We start from the raw sequence: 17,254 nt of genomic DNA, 5'->3' as shown, positions 1-17,254 counted from the left end.
CCGTTCCGGGCAGCAGAATATGACCATTTATTTCCAACAATTTCATAAAAGATAATTATCCATGTACTCTGTTAAAGCGCTATATCAGTGTCGTCGAATCGTTGCCATTGGTGGCGGACATGGTCTGGGTCGGGTAATGGCAAGCCTGGGTTTTCTGGGTGAGCATCTGTCCGGTATTGTTGCCACTACTGATGATGGTGGATCTACAGGGCGGCTCAGGGATGCCAGTGGATGTATTGCCTGGGGGGATCTGAGGAACTGTCTTAATCAACTCTGTTCAGACAGTCCAAATCTTGCCCGCATCTTATTTGAGTACCGTTTTAAAAACAGTGGCGATATCAGTGGGCATAATCTTGGGAATCTGATTTTGCTGGCCATGGACCAGATGTGTGTTCGTCCATTGGACGCTATCAATTTGATTCGCCAGATGTTGCAGGTAAATGCTGAACTGATTCCCATGTCAGAAGAGCCTGCCCGATTGGGGGCCGTAGTGGATGGGCAGGAAGTGTTTGGTGAAACCGCCATTGATGCTTTGGATAAATGTCCGGAGAAATTAATGATTCTACCCTCTATAAAGCCGACCGATGAAGCGGTTGCCAGGATAACAGAGTCAGACATGATTATTCTTGGGCCTGGCAGTTTTATGACCAGTATTTTGCCTGCATTGTTAATTCCCGAAATAGCGGAGAGCATTCGCTCCAGTAATGCCTTGAAAGTTTTTGTGGGTAACTTAAACCAGGAATTATCTGTCGTAGGTAAAATGCCTATCAGTGAAAAATTGTCATGGATGAATCAGATGACAGGAGTGTACCCGGATGTACTTTTATGGCCAGCAGAAAATGGACCGGCAGAAAACCTTCAGTGTGATACTCATATTCGGCCATTAGCTGATAGCTTTCAGCCTGGCGTTCATAGCCGGGATGCGTTAAGACAAACGCTTGATGAACTGGCCGAAGCCTTGTTTATAAAAATACCTTCCTGATGGAAGTTTACTGTCCCTGACCAGTAATCATAACGACGACAGTCTTGAACATCACATAAATATCCATTTTCAACCATCCCCACGGGCTGCTTAAGGCCAGTGCGTAAGCGTGGTCATAAGCGACTTTATTTCTCACGTCATTCAGCGTTTCATCATAGCCCATGCTAACTTGCGCAAGACCCGTAATACCGGGAACGACATCGAAAGTTCTTTCCGTATAAAAGGGTATATTAGCTTCCAGCTTTTTATACATTCCCGGACGCTCGGGCCTTGGCCCGACGATAGACATATCGCCCACAAGGACATTCCAAAGCTGGGGCAGTTCATCAAGGCGTGTTTTTCTTAGAAAGTTACCGATTCTGGTAATTCTCGGATCATTTTTCTGGGCCCATACCGGTCCTGTTCCTGCCTCGGCATCATTACGCATCGTTCTGAATTTTTTCATCATAAATAAGCAGATGAAGTTCTCTTTTTGATAACCAGTACGCATCTGCTGATAAATAATCGGGCCCGGGCTATCAAGGCGAATGGCCAGAGCGATAAAAGGAAACAGTGGTAGAGTAATTAGCAGTCCGACCAGTGCGATGAGAATGTCCATTAATCGCTTTCCCATGGCTGCGATTGGGTGGACGTAGGTTGATTCTTTCATGGGTACACTCCTTAAGTACGTTGTTAGCTTTGTAGATTTATAATGATCTGTTATTGACTCGTTGCCACTGGCCTTTACTCTGACCAGTGAGGTATTTGATTAAACCGATAGCCATGGCAATGTGCCCGGATACCAGGTAAAACAATACTCTTAATATTTTTTGGGTTGGCTGTGAGCGCCGAAATATATACCATCCTGTAACCCCATATACACCCAGTTGAATCAATAGAAGGGTTTTGAAAAAAAGAAACTGATTAGCCAGTGCGGCTGTTGATAACAGTACCATCATTAAAAACAGTGGCATAAAAGGGCGTAGAAATTTCCCTGAGAAAAAGTTAAAGGCGATTTTTCCGAATTTGGGATTAAGTAAACCAGAGTGACGAATTGCCTGTTGAACATTACCCGCTGCAATACGTTTCCTTCGCTGGAAATCCATTTCATTACAGGCCTGTTCCAGCTCTATGGCAATGATTCTTGGATCATAAAGACAACGATAGCCTTTCATAATTATTTGAACAGGCAGGGTGAAATCATCATTAATGGTATCTGCTGGTATTAAATCAAACAGGTCATGACGAAAGGCATAAAATGCACCATGGACACCCAATGTTGCACCAAGGGCACTCTCACGGGTTTTAATGCTTCTTTGGTACTGCCAGTAGGCCTGTTCCCCAGCACTGAGGGATTGAAAAAACTGGTAGCTGCCACAAACGACACCGTTATTGTCATTGCTCAGCTGAGCGGCAACGATTAACAGACAGTCAATGGATAACAGGGCAGAAACATCGGAAAGAGCAATAACACTGCAACGGGTAAGGCTGATGGCCTCATTCAATACAGCGACTTTCCCGCGGTTTTCAGTTTTTTCCACCACTGTCAGGTTCAAGTGGTGGCATTCTGGTTCGGCCAGAGTTTCTTTTGCCAGGGACGCTGTGTTGTCGGTGCAGCCATCACAAACCAGAATGACTTCAAGCTTGTAGTCGGGGTAGTCCAGGGTGGCCAGGTTGCGAATCTTTGACTGAATGGTATCTGCTTCATTATGGGCCGGCATGATCAGGCAGATACTGGGCAACATATGATCAAGTGGTGTGACATGCCAGGCGCGATGGTAATACGCTGGTAAGGTATTTTCTAACCCCTGTGTCATCAGTTTAAGGATCACGGGATAACCAATGTGATGGTATACGATCACCAGACCTGACAGGAAAAAAATGATTAAGGCCAACCACTCCATCATACTGACCTCCCGTGATACAGGTTATTGTATTGATTGATCATCCTTTCCAGGTTGCAATTTTCAATCACAAAGCTTCGTGCCGATGCTTGTTTTTCAGGATTGATACCTGAACTGAGTTGTTTATTGAGTGCTGTTTCCAGCTCCAGTGTGCTTCCGGGATTGATCAATAAGCCGCTATCGGGGTCAACGGCTTCCCGGCAGCCACCAACATCGGTCATGACGACGACTCTCTGGCACGACTGGGCTTCAAGAGGTGACAGGGGAAGCCCTTCTTTCTTCGATGCGAGGCAGAAAATATCAATAGCATGATAAAAGGCGGGCATATCATCGATAACACCCAGAAAGTGCACTCGCTGCTCAATATTCAGTCTTTTCGCTAATGCTCTAAGCGCCTGTTCCAGCTCACCACCTCCGGCAAGGGCCAGTTGTGTGGTATCTGGAAGTTTCGAGAAAGCATGGAGCAGGAGATCATGACACTTCACGTCGGTAAACCGGGCAGCACAGCCAATAATGGGGACACCAGTGGGTAAGTTCAGTGCCTGCCTGGCGACAGCTTGATCAGCGGGCTTAAAGAGGTTCGTATCAATGCCATTCAGAATCACCGAAGGGGTGAATAAAGGAATGTGCTTGCGAATATTTTCTGCAACCAACTCTGCATCTGCGGCAACCTGAGGTCTGAGCAGATGGAAGCAGGCTGACACCAGCCAGCGCCTTTTCCGGTTGTTCAAATGCCAGGCATCATGTTCAGTATGAGCATGGCCACAGCCAGCCAGTTTAGCCGCGATACCACCATAGAGTAGAGGGCCGACATGGTGGGTATGAATTACATCAACTTTCAGCTCACGCAGTAATTGGTAGAGCCTTTTTATGGTACACAAGCTGAGGCCAGGGGGCTTATTCAGAAAATGAATTCTTTCCAGGTGCTGAATTCTTGGCCATTGATCAATGGCTTCAGACTGGGTTCCCTCGAGACTGATGATGTGAACCGCTTCGGGATTGTCAGCTTTACGCTGCAGGTCCAGAGCCATTGTCTCGATACCACCGGGCGCAAGATGCTGGACAATCTGGGCGACAACAGGCGGTGTTTTCATGAGGGTTCCTCCCCATCATTAAACCAGTCTTTCTCAGGGTCATAGATAATCGTTGTAGCCTTTGGCATGTGGGGTATTCTTGCCAGAACAGGGATGCCGGAGATCCGCTCGATACTGTCCTGAAGCCGGAGTGTGGTATCAGATATTTCAGCGATGGCGGCCAGCCCGCTTCCTATACCCAGGCCGGCAAATACACCGGCAACAATAAATAATGAAGCTGGCAGCTGATTGGGGCTGCTGGGGGTAAACGGTTCATCAATAATTTTGACTTGTTCAGCTTCTTGATAGGCACTCAGGTCTTCAGTCACTCTGGCCATGATGTATCGGTTCAGAAAGTCATCGTAGAGTCTTTGTTTAATCCCGAAATCCCGTTGCAATTCAACCAGTGACCGTTCTACTTCGGCAAATTGTTGTACTTTACCCTTTAGTCTGCCGGTCTGTTTGGTAATGTTTTTGACCTCATTTTCAAGACTGGTCACTTTGGCTTTGGCTTCCTGAACGGCCTGAAGCTGCGAGGCAAGAATCGTCGTTTGTCCCTGAGAGTTATCAGCGGCGACAGAAGGTGTTGATGCCGCCAGGTTCCACAGGCGCTGGATATCTTCAGTATTCAGCTTACTGCTTTCAGTAATCATTCTCTGGCGTTCGGCTTTCAGTCGGTCAAGCTCTCTGACGGATGTCTGCACTTTACTGTGCTTTTTTGTATAGCGGGAACGAAGCATACTGAGCGTGGTACGGGTATTAATAATCCGCTCTTCCAGTTTACCGATCACGGGATTGGTTTGAGCCAAATTGCCATTGAACTCTTTCATGGCTGCTTTTGCGCCAGCTAGCTCGGTCTCCTTCTCCATGTGTAGCTGTCGCAGTTCTGCCAGTCGTGTGACATTAGCCTTGTGAAGTTCCGGTAGCTCCAGTGCGTATTCTGCTTTGTACTGGGAAAGCTTTATCTCAGATTCCGAAAGTTCTTTATGACGACGGTCAACCTGATCCTTGAGGAACTTCGTGGAGGTAACCTGCCATGACTTTTGTGGTGCCTGAACCAGTGTGAGAAAGTGTTTTGTGACTTTAGTCAGTAGCTCTTTAATGTCCGTTTTATTTTCACTGCGATAATAGATTTTTACCAGATCTCCGCCAAATACCACCGATAATGAGCTCGATAATTCACTGATGGCGTCATCAATTTCTTCTTCAGATGATTTGTGATCGATAAACCCCACAGCCCTGGCAACGCCTTTTAATACGGTACGGCTCTTAAGTAGTATTTTCAGGGCCAACTGTCGCTCTTCAAGGTTGGTAGAGATTGAGAAGTCTTCCAGAATCGGATTGAGTTCAGTGGTGTCCTGAAGAAGTATTGTGGTATGAGCTTCATAAAATTTTGGGGCCATAAAGCTGGCCAGAAAACCAAAAATCGGCATGACGAGAATGGGCACGCAAATCGTATAGCGCCGCCGCCAGGCAGCGCTCAAAAGACGGAAAAGGTTTCTCAGGATTTCACTGGACATCTTTCCCCCCTGTTGCACTGCCACCTACCGCATGGATGGTGGCTGAATCAATGTCGAGATCGGGCTGGTAGATTAATTCGATTTCTTTGCTGTATTGCTCTATCATTTTTTTCAGGCTCTGGAGCCTTGCCCATGATTCATTGAGCGTTTTAAATGGCTCAGCCGCTGAAGAAGGGGCAACCGAAATAATAATATTAAGATGCTGGCTGTCTGGTAGCGATTTGAAAAACAGGTCGATGATTTGTTGATGCTGTTTATTTACCTGAAATTCTTCTTGATTAAAGCTGATAGATAACTGACGACGATACATATCTCTGGAAACAGGTAATGAATTTTCAGTCTGATTCATTTTGTTGATTGCCGATGAAATCTGTTTAACTTTTTTTTCCCGATTTATTTCCATTAACGTTTGATAGCTTGATGTCAAACTGCAGCCAGTTAACCATGGCGAGCCCAAACATATCAGTATGACGACAATGCGGGATCCATATCGCTTAATCACGGTGACTTCCCTGTTATCAACTTCTAATTTCTAATAGTCAACTGACTGAAGAGAAGATCATCTAAAGATGACATTTTTTTGTCCTTCCAGTGTCAATTGATTATCCTGATAAGCAGCCATGTTAGCTTTTATGGCGTTTTTTATAATAAACACAGTTGCTTATGCGGTATTATTGTTAAGTGTAGCTTCTGGTTTCGGGGGTAAATCAATTTAATGGTGAGTGTTTTTTTTGCCACTGAGGTGGTCGATAAGGGCTTCCAGTTGTACGGCCCTGTGTTGCCATGATTCTTTTGAAACCGTCTCCTGACGAACGGCTTTCTCTTCCCGTTGTTTATCGGCCCGCAAAATAACCCTGGAAAACGATTCTTTGGGTGATTGGATGGCGACGATATTGTCATATTCCCTGACCGCAGGAAAAGGTGTCGAGGCTACCGGTGTACCTGATGCCAGATATTCTCTCAACTTTAAAGGGTTACAGGCTTCTATCTGCCGATTATGGCGGAAGGGCAGCATGGCCACATTCCAGTGCTGAACATAGGAGGGCAGCTGGTCATGAGGTTTGGAACCCAGGAAGTGGACATTAGGCAGTACCTGAAGGGAAGAAACATCGGTTTTAACATCGCCAATAAAGACAAACTGCCAGCTTGGCAAAGCAATAGCCGACTGGACCAGAAGCTCCGTATCCACCCAGGCAGAAATACTACCGTAGAAGCCGGCAATTGGGCCGTTTGTCGGTAGATCATCAGGCCTGCTGGCAGGTGTTGAAAAGAGGGGGTAATCAACACCGTGAGGAAAAATAATCGTATTCGGATTATTAAACTTTCTGGCCAGCGTTTTACTGACCACCAGAATCAGATCAACCTTTTCAGACAGCGTCTGTTCCAGGGGCTTGATCATTGCATGGTCAACGCCGTCAAGGGCGTCAAAGTCATCTCCGCAATAATAGATCGAGACTTGTTCATTCAAACTGCCCACCATATCCACAGCAGTGGGTAATGATACCCACAGAACAATGTCTTCAAATCCCTGTTGTTCAATGGCTTTATTAATGTCTTTTAATAAAAGACGTTTATTAAAACGGCGAATCAGGCTGGAACCATAAAAAGGCAATACTTTGGGATTGATAATAACCGGTGATACCTGTTCTGAAGCGTGCCGTTTAGTCTTGCTGGAACCCTTGAACATGGCCAGTGCTTTCAAGAATAATCGTTTGAAATCTCTCAGGGAAGGCCGTGGTGATCGCATGCCTATGGAGTTAACCCAGATGACTCTGTGTTTTTTCATCAAGTGACTGATCAGGTGTTGGGTGCTGGAGGGCAGGCCTCCCCAGTCTTCTCCAAAGACAATCAGGTCAGCCATTCTTGTTCTCCGCAGGCAAATCCAGTGATTTTATGACTCTGGCGGGAATGCCTCCGGCCAGAACTCCGGGGGGCAGGTCTCTGGTAACCACGCTGCCCGTGGCAACAATGGTTCCAGCCCCGATGGTTACCCCGCCCATAACGGTAACCCCCGCTGCCAGCCAGACATCATCTTCGATAATAATATTACCGACCTGATCATCAGACTCAGCCTCTCCTCTGGCTCTGGCTGCGGGCTCAACAGGATGACCCGGATAGCCAACCAGCCTGACCTTAACGGCCAGCCGGACATTATTACCAATCTCAATCCGGTCACCCACAAAGATTTCGTTCTGCCAGCTGATACCCACATTATTGCCAATGTTCAGTTGCGGTTTGATGGTCGATGAGGTTCTGCCACTGATAGTGGTATGGCCAGAAAGCCGACAATGATCACCCATGGTGATTTTCAATGGGCCAAGCAGTAGCGGCATGCCTGAATAGAGATAGAGCTTGCCGGGGGTATTGGCAAGTCGGGATTTGAAAAGAGGCGTCCAATAGAGAATCCGACAAAGACTCCCCGCAAAACCGGTGATCAGCAGATGCAGATGATAAATAAGGCCGTGAAATGGCTTTATTACGGGGATTTCAAAACTGCGAATGGATTTCAGTATTGCAAAAGTCGCTCTTCCAAAAGAAGAATCACTGTTTTTTAATCGAACCTTGAGAGCGTCGAGCATATGGCAAACCCTTGCCGTGTATTGAGTTTCCTGACTTTTTAACTATAGCCGTTTTTTGTGCTTCTGCTTCCGGCTCCGTTTCCCGGTCTACGTGGTGGTTGTCCATATAGTTGGCAATGGAGATACTGATGGCGGTAATGATGTAGATTGGCCAGAGAAAGCCCTGACTCAGAAACGTACCCGATACACAGAAACCCACTAATCCGGCATAGGTGCCTACCGTAATCGCCGTCATATGGGGATCGTATAAAGGAGAGCCTTTATTACGATCAAGCCTTCTCAGGGAACCGAATACGGACATGAAAATGGTAAAAATCATATAACCAAACAAACCAATACCCACGAAACCCGCCTCTGACATCACCTGAAACCAGGTGCTGTGAGTAACGTGCGCCTGTCCTTCTCCCCGGCCATGGGTGGCGTAATCCCAGTAATTATCCAGAAAGAGCGAGAGGCCAACGCCGGTCAGGGGATTTCGCAGTGCCATATTAAAGGCGGCTTCCCAGGCATGAATACGCCCCATGGCGGATTCATCCACACCATCCTCTCCCTGGCCACCGGATTTTCGGTCATTGATCCCGGCAGCGGCCACCAGAATCATCAAGCCAAAACTGGCAATACTGATCAGCAGTAATTTTGATTTAATGATGCGCAGCCCAAAGATACCAAACACGGCAACGGTAGCCAGCAATCCCCCCCGGCTTTGAGTGGCAATGATGGACGACACAAACACCACAACACCAATCAGACCCAGCAGTGTTCTGATCTTGCCGGTGCCTTTTGTTGTGGCAAAGGCCACGGCATAACTCATGGGAAAGCTGAGCACTAATGATAAGTCGTTCGGGTCACCCAGACTGGTACCGGGAATGGTGACACGAGTCTCTTCCACCATGCCAATGCCATTGGCATTGTTGAACAGCGTGACGCCGCCAACCGCCAGACCAGAGCAAATGATCAGGAAGTGAGCCAGTTTGAAATGCCAGTGCTCCGTCATCAGCCACGAAATGGCTAAAACCATAATGCCGATTTTCATATAAACACTGGTAAAACTACCAAAGGCGACGGGTGGATAGCTGGAAAAGGCAATGCCAATAACAACCCAGCCAAAGAATCGGGCAAAAATGGTATGTTCATGACGCCAGTAAACCTGCACCCTTTGCGTCAGAAAAATGTGCCATCCCAGGACGAAATAGGAAGCCAGTGCAGTCAGTAACGGAATTTTGATAGGATCCAGCTGGGGAAAAACTTCATGCAGCCGGAAAAATGAGAACAGGATAAAAATCAAACAGACAACAAAGGGTTTTTTCAGAATAAACATCAGGCCCAGTGGAATCACGGCAAGGGGCAGTAGGACAATAGGGTGTGGAAAGATCAGGCTGGGCAGTGCCGCAAGGACGCAATAGGCGGTGATGGTTACCGTCTGGTATCGATTGATAAACAGCCGTTCAATATCAGGTAGCCGCATCTCTTATACCACCTAGTGTCGTAAATACCGCAGGGTGATCAAGAGCTGGCGGCGGAACAGCAGCCATTGGGCTGCGGCAAAGAGAATGGCTCCCATCAGAATCATCAGGAACATTAACAGGGCTTCATGCATCTGGCCTGTCAGGTAATGTCTGAGCAGCATTAAGCCCGCCAGCATAATGACAGCGCTGCAAAAACCCGGAAGAAGCGCGCCAAGGAACGATGTTAATTTTAATTGAAAGGTTGGCAGCATAACCTTCAGGTGAACAGCAAAACTGATCAGATTAATGGCCAACCATGCCCAGCAGGCACCTTCCACGCCATATTGAATGCCAATGAAAAAAACAGGCAGCGTCAGAAGGGTGTAAAGCAATGTCCGGCTGTTTTTTGTGGGCTCGCCAATAGCCGTTATGCTCGTAGCCAGCATTTCCGAAAGCATCCGGAACGGGCTGGCCAGGCAGAGAATTTGAAAAGGAATGATGGCTGCAGCCCACTTGTCAGACAATACCAGGGGAATCAGCTCTGGCGATATGGAGCACATGCCAAGATACATGGGAAACAGTACCAGGCTGGCCAGCTGTGTTGACTTATACAGGTACTGTCCGGCAACGGCTTTTTCGTGCTGCAGTTTGGCGAATGATGAGAGTCCCAGATGGTTAAGCAGTTCACCAATCTTGTCACTGGGAAGGTTGGCCAGGTTCCGGGCAACAGAGAAGACCCCCAGGTCACTTTTAGCTAACAGACGACCAATACTGATGTTGCCAAATACATTGACGAAATAACGCAGTACATCATTCACCGTTGCTATGCCGCTGAACCCTGCCATTTGGGAAAAGCCCCGAAAGTTCAATGATGGCCAGACCCAACAGGGAGCAATGATATTGTAACCGATGACTAACGCCAGACGCATAAACAGGTGTCCATAAATAAGCGACCAGACGCCGAACCCTGTGGCCGCCATGGCAATGGTGACCACGCTGGTCAAGAGCGCGGTATAAAACTGAACCTTCTCCCGTTCTTTGAACAGCATCTTACGGCTGGCCATGGCATAAGGCAGCGTATGAAACACCATGATAATGTGCTGGAAAGCCACCGCCTGTATAAGCATCGTCACCCTGGGCTCATCAAAGAAACTGGCAATGACCGGGGCGATGGAAAAGAAAAAGGCAAAAAAAATCAGGCAGGAAATAATGTTAATGGTGAATGCCTGGCGGAGCCTGAGTGGGCTGAGTTCTTCCGCCTGAATGATGGCTTTGCCAATACCAAAGTCGCCCATTAAGGCGAAGATTCCGATGAACGCCATGGTCATGGCCATCAGACCATAATCGTCTGGTGTGAGCAGTCGAATCAGAATTAAGGTATTGACCCAGGTGAATATCTGGGCAGCCACCCGGAGCATTGCCCCGACTTTTAATCCTTTAATAACGTTTTGACCAAGTTCCATCTTGACTCACCCTGCTTATTGCAACCGTGCAATTTTGTCTTTATCCACCAGAACTGATGATTGATCTTTTATGGACGGGCCTGGGCCAGGCGCGGCCTTTTGACTGAACCGCCTGTTGGTAGACCTTAAGGATTCCCGGGATAATCGCCTGGCTGGAGTAATTATTAACGATGGTGGCTATGGAGGACTCTCTTAGCTGCCATTTAACCGACTCCGGCAAAGAAAACCAAAATTCTAATAGATTACTCATACCCTGCAGGTCCCCAAGCGGGGTGATCCAGCCATTGAAACCCTGAACAATAAGGTCTGGTAATCCGCCCAGTGGAAAGCTGATTACCGGAACACCATGGGCCATGGCCTCAAGTGCCACCATGGGTAAGCCCTCGAAGCGGGAGGTAATGCACAACAGGCCAATTTCCCGCCAGTGAGGTTCCATGGAGGAGACTTGTCCCATAAACATGACATTATTGACTTGCTGTTTCCTGAGGCTTTCCTCCATGGGGCCACTGCCATAGAGTCGAAAGGGGAGCAGAGGCTGGTGTTTGGCCAGTTGCAGAAACAGGTCAGGGCCTTTCTCGTCACTCAATCGGCCAACGAAGGCGATGGCTTTTCCTGACGATGACGGGTGCTCAGGGACTTCAACAAAATTATTAATTCGGTGAGGGGCGCGGATACACCGTTTGGCAATCTCATCACTCACGGCAATATTTTTAGACAGGATGCTGGTTAGCTGATCAAACAGGGTATAAATGCGGACAATACCTTCCCCGGGGTCACCATTGTGAAAGGTTGAGACCACGGGGGTTTTTGAGAGTACTGCTGCCAGTCGCCCAAAAATACCGGCTTTATAGCCATGGGTATGGAGCAACAGTGGTTTTACGGATTTTAGCTCTGAGCGCAGGTGATGGAATGTTCCACTGAGATAACGAAAGCCAATATTGGCATCCTTTAAACCTTCTTCAAGGGGGTGTTCAGTGGGGTATTTCTGGTAAAACCAGATTTCTACTGGCCGGCCACTGTTTTGAAGTGCTTTGCCAAGCTGGTAAACATGGGTTTCAATACCACCGGCCTGGCGAGAGTCCAACAATATGACAATGGGATGCTCAGTCATTATTGATACCTCGGTAATCATTCATGTTTTCCATTGCCCGGGCGTTTGCCGGCAGCATGTCAGATTGGGTTAAGAGGCTGAAGAAATCCTGGTCAGACAGGGGCTTTCCGTAGTGATAGCCCTGTCCTTCCTGACACCCTTTTGCTATCAGACAAGCTTCTTGCTCGATAGTTTCTACGCCCTCTGCCAGCACCTTCAGGCCAAAGCTTTTGCCGATTTGTACGATGGCTTCAACGATAACGGCGTTCTCTTTGTTGTCAGGAAGACCGTCAACAAACGATTTATCAATTTTTATTTTATCGAATGGAAATTGTTTCAGATAACTCAGGGAGGAATAACCCGTACCAAAATCATCCAGCGCCAGGGAAACTCCGATATTTTTGATTTTTCGAAGCTGGTCCCGGGAGGTTTCAAGGTCTTCAATGATGGACGTTTCAGTCACTTCCAGTTCTATGGTTTCCGGGGGGATCTGATATTTATCCAGCAGGAAGGCAATACGGTCGACAATATTCTGATCCTGAAGCTGGACAGCAGAAAGATTGATGGCCATACGCAGATCTTCATATCCGGCCAGATGCCAGCTGTGCAATTGCTGACAGGCACTTTCCAGAACCCAGTCGCCAATGGGGATAATATCCAGGTTATGTTCTGCCACAGGTATGAACGTGTCAGGGGATATCAGGCCTTTTTCCGGGTGTTTCCAGCGAAGCAGCGCTTCTGCACCCACCAGTTTGCCGGTCTGGTAATTAAACTGTGGCTGGAAGGCCAGACTGAGTTCATGGTGTTCAAGCGCCTGGTGCAGATCCATTTCCAGTTTTTTTCGCTGCCGGATTTCGGTATCAATGGTGGCTACGTAGAATTGGTAGCGGTTGCGACTTCTTGATTTTGCCATAATCATGGCGAATTCTGCCTGTTGCAGCAGTGTGTCTACATCTTTGCCATCATCCGGGAACAGGGTAATACCGACAGTGGCACTGATGGTTAGTTGCTCATCATTGATCTCAAAAGGCCGGCTAAGTTGCCTGATCAGGTCTTGAGCCATTTCAGCGGCTTCATAGGGCTGTTCGATGTGTGACTGAATGATGGCAAACTGATCCTCCCCTAATCGGCCGATGTAAGCTTTATTGCCAATATGATTTCTCAGGCGGTCAGAGAGCTGGACCAGAATATGCTCTGCTGCATTAAAGTTAACCTGTGCATTCAATGCCTTAAAGTCATCAAGCCCAAGACATAGAAGCGCGATACTCTCGCCTTTAGGGGAAGCCTTTTCAATAAGCTTATTGATCTGGTTTTGTAATGTCCGTCGGTTGGGCAGCCTGGTCAGATAATCGTATTGAGAAAGCTTCATGATTCGAGCTTCTGCTTTTTGACGAAGGCTGTAGTGGTAATCAATTGAGGTTAACAGTTTGTTGGCTGTCCTTACCCAGAGCCCTAATTCATTATTTTCATTGCCTTTAGGCATGGGTAATTGCTGCTGTTCAGGATCTTCCGGATCAATGCTTGATAGCTGGCGAATCAAGCGATTCAGAGGTTTGGTCAATAACGTTGTGTAGATGAGATACAGTAACAGTGCCATAGCGATGGATCTGATGATCCCGGCAAAGACAACAACCACAGATCGTCGAATCAATGATTTGCCTTCGTAAGCCGTATCAATGGAGAGAATCAGTTCACCCAGATACGCTTTCTCTGGTTCATAGCTGTATAATTCTTTGCGGTATATACGGATAGGGTTAAAAATGTAGTCTGAGAGAAGCCGGTAACGGGATTCAAAAATTGGCCTTTCCACCATGGCCAGCTCAGGTGCACCGTCTAGTCGGATTGCTGCAACCTGAACAGATTTCATTTCCAGCAATCCATTCAGAATTTCCTGGCCCATGCTGTTATCAAGGCGATGTGCTGCTCTGCTGGCAGGCTCATTGATCATGGCCAGCAACTCTGTTGCCTTCTGGTCCATAGCCTGACTTGACTGGTGAGCATCGAAAAAAACCTGAATAAGGCTCAATATGATTCCTAAAATGCAGGCACCAAGCAGAACTGCCTTAAGCAGTTTGATTGATAGCTGTGTTTCGGAATAAACGCCCTTCTTTGTATCCATATAATGACTTCAAATTATCGCCATTCATTCAGAGTCATTGGGATACAGCTCTACTTCTGAATGTTATAAGCATATTGGGTGGTTTTTAATTGGCTTTATGAATTAAATATAGGGGTTGATAGGATTTATGTTTTATATGAAAAAGGAATTGTTTTTTCTTTTTAAATTACTAATTGTTTATTTCCCCTGTTTATTTCTTATTTCTTATTTCTTGTTTTATAAGGTGGTGGTTAAATTGATGTAAGAATATATTTTCCAGATGTTTCTATTGTCTAATCTAATTATGTGTGTTTGCTTTAAAATACTGCTTAAATACATTTGATAAGGAAAAAGAACAGGTTCAGGAGTAAAGGGTAATGGATTACGCGACTTATCAGGCAAGTAGCTGTGATATTATTGAATTACATAGTGAATTCAATGCGGATACTGTCAATGAAGTTAGGGATCACTTTGATCATTTGATAAAAGATTGTGCCGGTGATGTACTTGTTGATATGAGTTTAGTTAATGAACTTGATTCTTCGGGTATTGGAGCCTTGGTTTTTCTTTATAAGCGACTGAAGATAGAAAGTAGAAATCTTGGATTGCTTGGCGTTAATGGAAAGCCTGACGAGTTATTGACTATGCTCAGGATTAACCAGACGATTAAGCAATATGAAAGTGTTGACGAGTATCTTTCGAAAAAGTAGAAACAAGACTTTTATTCTTTCTGTTTTGTCCAATATTAAATGTATTGGGCAGCTTTCTATTTGCTTTTTTTTCCCTCTTATCTCTTCCTGCGTAGTGCTTTGGCCTCTCCATGCTGATCGTGACTATAGCCTTTCTGAGGATGAGAATCGTCAGATAAGAGATATTGACCCATCTTATGTAATAAATCTCTATGAATTAAGCAGGCTTCGATACCTTGAGCTGAAAAATGCCGGCGGAGAGTATTGTTTTCCAGGTCAAATGAGAATTATTCAAAATAAGCATCAACTTATAGAGTATGAGATAGATGGTGATCTGTTTGGTGATGCCAGTAATAGATTAACTGCGTCTTTTTCATCTCTGGAGAAGGTCAGGACTCTGATGGAAGAAATGGCCGAAGATGGCGGATGTACTTTAAAGTATGCTGCTGGCCTTATTAAAAAAGGTGAAAAGCCATTGAGGTCAGATGATTCAATACTGGGGCTCAGTGACTGGCCAAGACCCATGAACTTGCGCATATTTATGCGGAGCAAGTAATGAAGATGTCCTATTTTAAAAGAGCGGGTTTCAAGGGAAGCATTCATGGTTTTATATTGATTGTTTTTTTGGTTTTATCTGCCGGGCTTTATGCCAGCACTACTATAAAAGAAAATGGAGCATTTTTTATTGAATTAAGTGCCAGTGGTAAATCATTACCTGCTCTACTGGTCAATGAGGATATGGAAGTTGACCTTCCTGATGGTACAGTCATAAGTTTTATCAATTATGATGTTGAGCAGGCCGCTGTCGAGATACTAAAAGCGCTTTCAGAATCCTATAAAGTTAAGTCTGTAGAATATTTTGATTCAGAAGATTTGTTGAATGTTGCTGTTCTTGGAGATATCCAGAGTCCTGGTAAATATCTGCTTCCTGTTAATTCTTATCTTAATAAGCTTAATTTTTATCATCCGATTTATGATGGTGTGGAGTTTAATGCTGATTATACCGTTATTAGAGATGGACAACATATAAAAGTCAGTTCCAATAGTTTGTCAGAATGGATGATTAAGCCTGATGATGCTGTTCTGATTTCCTTGCATGAAAGAAAAAAGGAAGAGTTAATAAATAAAAATGAGAAAGAAGTTATCATCAGTGAAGGTGTAAAACCCGATGCTGTTGAGAATGATACAAAAGGAGGTTCTGAAAAAGACGCCATTGAAAATCAGTACAGTGAAGTAGTAAAAGATCCTGCGAATAATGTAACTAATAAAACCGAGGGGCAGGATATATCATCAGCGAGGGTGAGAGATCCAGAACATTACCAGCTACAGTCTGGTGATATTCTGGTTGTTGGTCTGCCCGCAGAGGAAGGGTTTAATGAAAACTTCCTGATAGGGCGAGACGGTACTATCCATCTGCCTGAAATAGGTCAGCTAAAAATTTCTGGACTGACGCTCAGGGAAGTGGAAAAGGTCATTTATACAGCGCTGTCTGAAGTGTTTTTAGGATTGGATAAACTGACAATACATCTGAAAGAAAAACGATTATTGATAACGGTACTGGGTTTTGTCAAAAATCCGGGAGAAGTTGAGCTTCCCAGTACGGGTAATATTCAGATGGCGATTACTGAAGCTGGCGGTTTTATTGATGGTGCCCAGCTTGATAAACTTCAGCTAAGAAGAGATGGGAATAAGAAGGTTTTTAATTTTAAGAAATATCTGGATACGGGTGATCCTGACGTTTTGCCCGAAATAAAGTCCCTGGATGAAATCTTTGTTCCTACCTCGCCAGGTCTGAGTAGCGTTCATGGTGAACCCAGAGCTTTAGATGATAAAGCGATTGATTCCGTATCTGATAGATCCGTTATTAAAGTATTTGGTGAAGTGCTCAGGCCGGTGAGCTTTCCCTATCAGGAGGGAGTCAATGTTGTCGATGCCATTTTGAAAGGTGGAGGCGTTACCCGTTATGCCAATGTTGACCAGATACGGGTACTGTCAGGCAGTGAGCCTCAGTTCTTTAACCTGAAAGCCTATCTGGATAGTGGCAAAGAAGGTGATTTGCCGCTTTTACAAGAGGGGGCTACTGTTTTCGTACCCATGAAAGTTGATTCAATATCGGGCGGTGGTCGCACTGTATATGTGATGGGGCAAGTGCAGAAACCTGGAGCTTATGAAACCGCTGCAGACGTTAGTTTTCTGGATGTTCTGGCCAATGCGGGTGGTCCCAATCGTTATGCCGATATTCGCTCTATAAGGATCTTAAGAAAAGACGGGACAGTTCTTCCGTTCAACCTTCAGGATTTTACCGAAGGAAGAACAAGTATCTTGCCACCTATTGAATCAGGCGATGCGGTCTTTTTTCCAGAGAAAGGTCCGGAAGATGACAAATCCTGGTTAAAGCTGAAGACGTCAGATGCTCTCAAAATACTGGGCGC

Annotated in this window: 15 protein-coding genes; 4 read left to right on the top strand and 11 right to left on the bottom strand. The window is 45.9% G+C overall.

Annotated elements, in window-relative coordinates; translation table 11 throughout:
- The first annotated feature begins 61 nt into the window (after positions 1-61).
- Positions 62-982 (top strand): uridine diphosphate-N-acetylglucosamine-binding protein YvcK, encoded by a 921-nt coding sequence (gene yvcK / locus RM811_RS04475; RefSeq protein WP_402521168.1) that lies wholly within the window; start codon positions 62-64, stop codon positions 980-982.
- A 7-nt stretch (positions 983-989) separates the two neighbouring features.
- Here yvcK and RM811_RS04470 read toward each other — a convergent pair whose 3' ends face one another.
- The 11 genes from RM811_RS04470 to RM811_RS04420 form a co-directional block, all read right to left on the bottom strand.
- Positions 990-1,631 carry a sugar transferase gene (locus RM811_RS04470; protein WP_402521165.1) on the bottom strand — a complete coding sequence of 214 codons (642 nt, stop codon included), beginning with the start codon at positions 1,629-1,631 and terminating at the stop codon, positions 990-992.
- A 37-nt stretch (positions 1,632-1,668) separates the two neighbouring features.
- Positions 1,669-2,868 (bottom strand): glycosyltransferase family 2 protein, encoded by a 1,200-nt coding sequence (locus RM811_RS04465; protein ID WP_402521163.1) that lies wholly within the window; start codon positions 2,866-2,868, stop codon positions 1,669-1,671.
- Positions 2,865-3,959, bottom strand: coding sequence for a glycosyltransferase (locus tag RM811_RS04460; RefSeq protein ID WP_402521161.1), 1,095 nt, complete (start codon positions 3,957-3,959; stop codon positions 2,865-2,867). The genes RM811_RS04465 and RM811_RS04460 overlap by 4 nt, the downstream gene beginning before the upstream one ends.
- The gene (locus RM811_RS04455) at positions 3,956-5,458 is read right to left on the bottom strand and encodes a GumC family protein (RefSeq protein ID WP_402521159.1); all 1,503 of its coding nucleotides are present in this window, start codon (positions 5,456-5,458) and stop codon (positions 3,956-3,958) included. Before RM811_RS04455 ends, RM811_RS04460 begins: the two co-directional genes overlap by 4 nt.
- On the bottom strand, positions 5,448-5,807 hold the full coding sequence (locus RM811_RS04450; protein ID WP_402521157.1) for a hypothetical protein: 360 nt from the start codon (positions 5,805-5,807) through the stop codon (positions 5,448-5,450). The genes RM811_RS04455 and RM811_RS04450 overlap by 11 nt, the downstream gene beginning before the upstream one ends.
- Before the next feature lie 363 nt (positions 5,808-6,170).
- Positions 6,171-7,319, bottom strand: coding sequence for a glycosyltransferase (locus RM811_RS04445; protein ID WP_402521155.1), 1,149 nt, complete (start codon positions 7,317-7,319; stop codon positions 6,171-6,173).
- A complete protein-coding gene (locus RM811_RS04440) occupies positions 7,312-8,037 on the bottom strand; it encodes an acyltransferase (protein ID WP_402521153.1) in 726 nt (241 codons plus the stop codon). Before RM811_RS04440 ends, RM811_RS04445 begins: the two co-directional genes overlap by 8 nt.
- Positions 8,000-9,502 (bottom strand): O-antigen ligase family protein, encoded by a 1,503-nt coding sequence (locus tag RM811_RS04435; RefSeq protein ID WP_402521151.1) that lies wholly within the window; start codon positions 9,500-9,502, stop codon positions 8,000-8,002. Before RM811_RS04435 ends, RM811_RS04440 begins: the two co-directional genes overlap by 38 nt.
- 12 nt (positions 9,503-9,514) lie before the next feature.
- Complete coding sequence (locus RM811_RS04430) at positions 9,515-10,945, bottom strand: lipopolysaccharide biosynthesis protein (RefSeq protein ID WP_402521149.1); 1,431 nt, start codon at positions 10,943-10,945, stop codon at positions 9,515-9,517.
- A gap of 40 nt (positions 10,946-10,985) precedes the next feature.
- Positions 10,986-12,056 carry a glycosyltransferase family 4 protein gene (locus tag RM811_RS04425; RefSeq protein WP_402521147.1) on the bottom strand — a complete coding sequence of 357 codons (1,071 nt, stop codon included), beginning with the start codon at positions 12,054-12,056 and terminating at the stop codon, positions 10,986-10,988.
- The gene (locus tag RM811_RS04420) at positions 12,049-14,154 is read right to left on the bottom strand and encodes a putative bifunctional diguanylate cyclase/phosphodiesterase (RefSeq protein ID WP_402521145.1); all 2,106 of its coding nucleotides are present in this window, start codon (positions 14,152-14,154) and stop codon (positions 12,049-12,051) included. Before RM811_RS04420 ends, RM811_RS04425 begins: the two co-directional genes overlap by 8 nt.
- Before the next feature lie 356 nt (positions 14,155-14,510).
- Here RM811_RS04420 and RM811_RS04415 point away from each other — a divergent pair, with 356 nt between their 5' ends.
- The 3 genes from RM811_RS04415 to RM811_RS04405 all read left to right on the top strand — a co-directional run.
- Entirely contained in the window at positions 14,511-14,843 is a 333-nt protein-coding gene (locus RM811_RS04415) for an STAS domain-containing protein (protein ID WP_402521143.1), read from the top strand.
- Entirely contained in the window at positions 14,809-15,378 is a 570-nt protein-coding gene (locus tag RM811_RS04410) for a hypothetical protein (RefSeq protein WP_402521142.1), read from the top strand. The genes RM811_RS04415 and RM811_RS04410 overlap by 35 nt, the downstream gene beginning before the upstream one ends.
- A partial coding sequence (locus RM811_RS04405; protein WP_402521140.1) for an SLBB domain-containing protein occupies positions 15,378-17,254 on the top strand: 1,877 nt, incomplete at its 3' end. The genes RM811_RS04410 and RM811_RS04405, both read left to right, overlap by 1 nt.

The sequence above is a fragment of the Endozoicomonas sp. genome (assembly GCF_031844845.1).
Taxonomy (GTDB): domain Bacteria; phylum Pseudomonadota; class Gammaproteobacteria; order Pseudomonadales; family Endozoicomonadaceae; genus Endozoicomonas.
Note: the sequence above shows the minus strand (reverse complement) of the source record. Positions and strands in the feature narration are given on the sequence as shown.

Excerpts from the sequence above, each read along its gene's own strand:
- RM811_RS04450 (WP_402521157.1), bottom strand. The coding sequence starts at position 5,807 with ATGAATCAGACTGAAAATTCATTACCTGTTTCCAGAGATATGTATCGT.
- yvcK (WP_402521168.1), top strand. The coding sequence starts at position 62 with ATGTACTCTGTTAAAGCGCTATATCAGTGTCGTCGAATCGTTGCCATT.
- RM811_RS04430 (WP_402521149.1), bottom strand. The coding sequence starts at position 10,945 with ATGGAACTTGGTCAAAACGTTATTAAAGGATTAAAAGTCGGGGCAATG.
- RM811_RS04455 (WP_402521159.1), bottom strand. The coding sequence starts at position 5,458 with ATGTCCAGTGAAATCCTGAGAAACCTTTTCCGTCTTTTGAGCGCTGCC.
- RM811_RS04415 (WP_402521143.1), top strand. The coding sequence starts at position 14,511 with ATGGATTACGCGACTTATCAGGCAAGTAGCTGTGATATTATTGAATTA.
- RM811_RS04465 (WP_402521163.1), bottom strand. The coding sequence starts at position 2,868 with ATGATGGAGTGGTTGGCCTTAATCATTTTTTTCCTGTCAGGTCTGGTG.
- RM811_RS04470 (WP_402521165.1), bottom strand. The coding sequence starts at position 1,631 with ATGAAAGAATCAACCTACGTCCACCCAATCGCAGCCATGGGAAAGCGA.
- RM811_RS04420 (WP_402521145.1), bottom strand. The coding sequence starts at position 14,154 with ATGGATACAAAGAAGGGCGTTTATTCCGAAACACAGCTATCAATCAAA.
- RM811_RS04435 (WP_402521151.1), bottom strand. The coding sequence starts at position 9,502 with ATGCGGCTACCTGATATTGAACGGCTGTTTATCAATCGATACCAGACG.
- RM811_RS04460 (WP_402521161.1), bottom strand. The coding sequence starts at position 3,959 with ATGAAAACACCGCCTGTTGTCGCCCAGATTGTCCAGCATCTTGCGCCC.
- RM811_RS04440 (WP_402521153.1), bottom strand. The coding sequence starts at position 8,037 with ATGCTCGACGCTCTCAAGGTTCGATTAAAAAACAGTGATTCTTCTTTT.
- RM811_RS04410 (WP_402521142.1), top strand. The coding sequence starts at position 14,809 with ATGAAAGTGTTGACGAGTATCTTTCGAAAAAGTAGAAACAAGACTTTT.
- RM811_RS04445 (WP_402521155.1), bottom strand. The coding sequence starts at position 7,319 with ATGGCTGACCTGATTGTCTTTGGAGAAGACTGGGGAGGCCTGCCCTCC.
- RM811_RS04425 (WP_402521147.1), bottom strand. The coding sequence starts at position 12,056 with ATGACTGAGCATCCCATTGTCATATTGTTGGACTCTCGCCAGGCCGGT.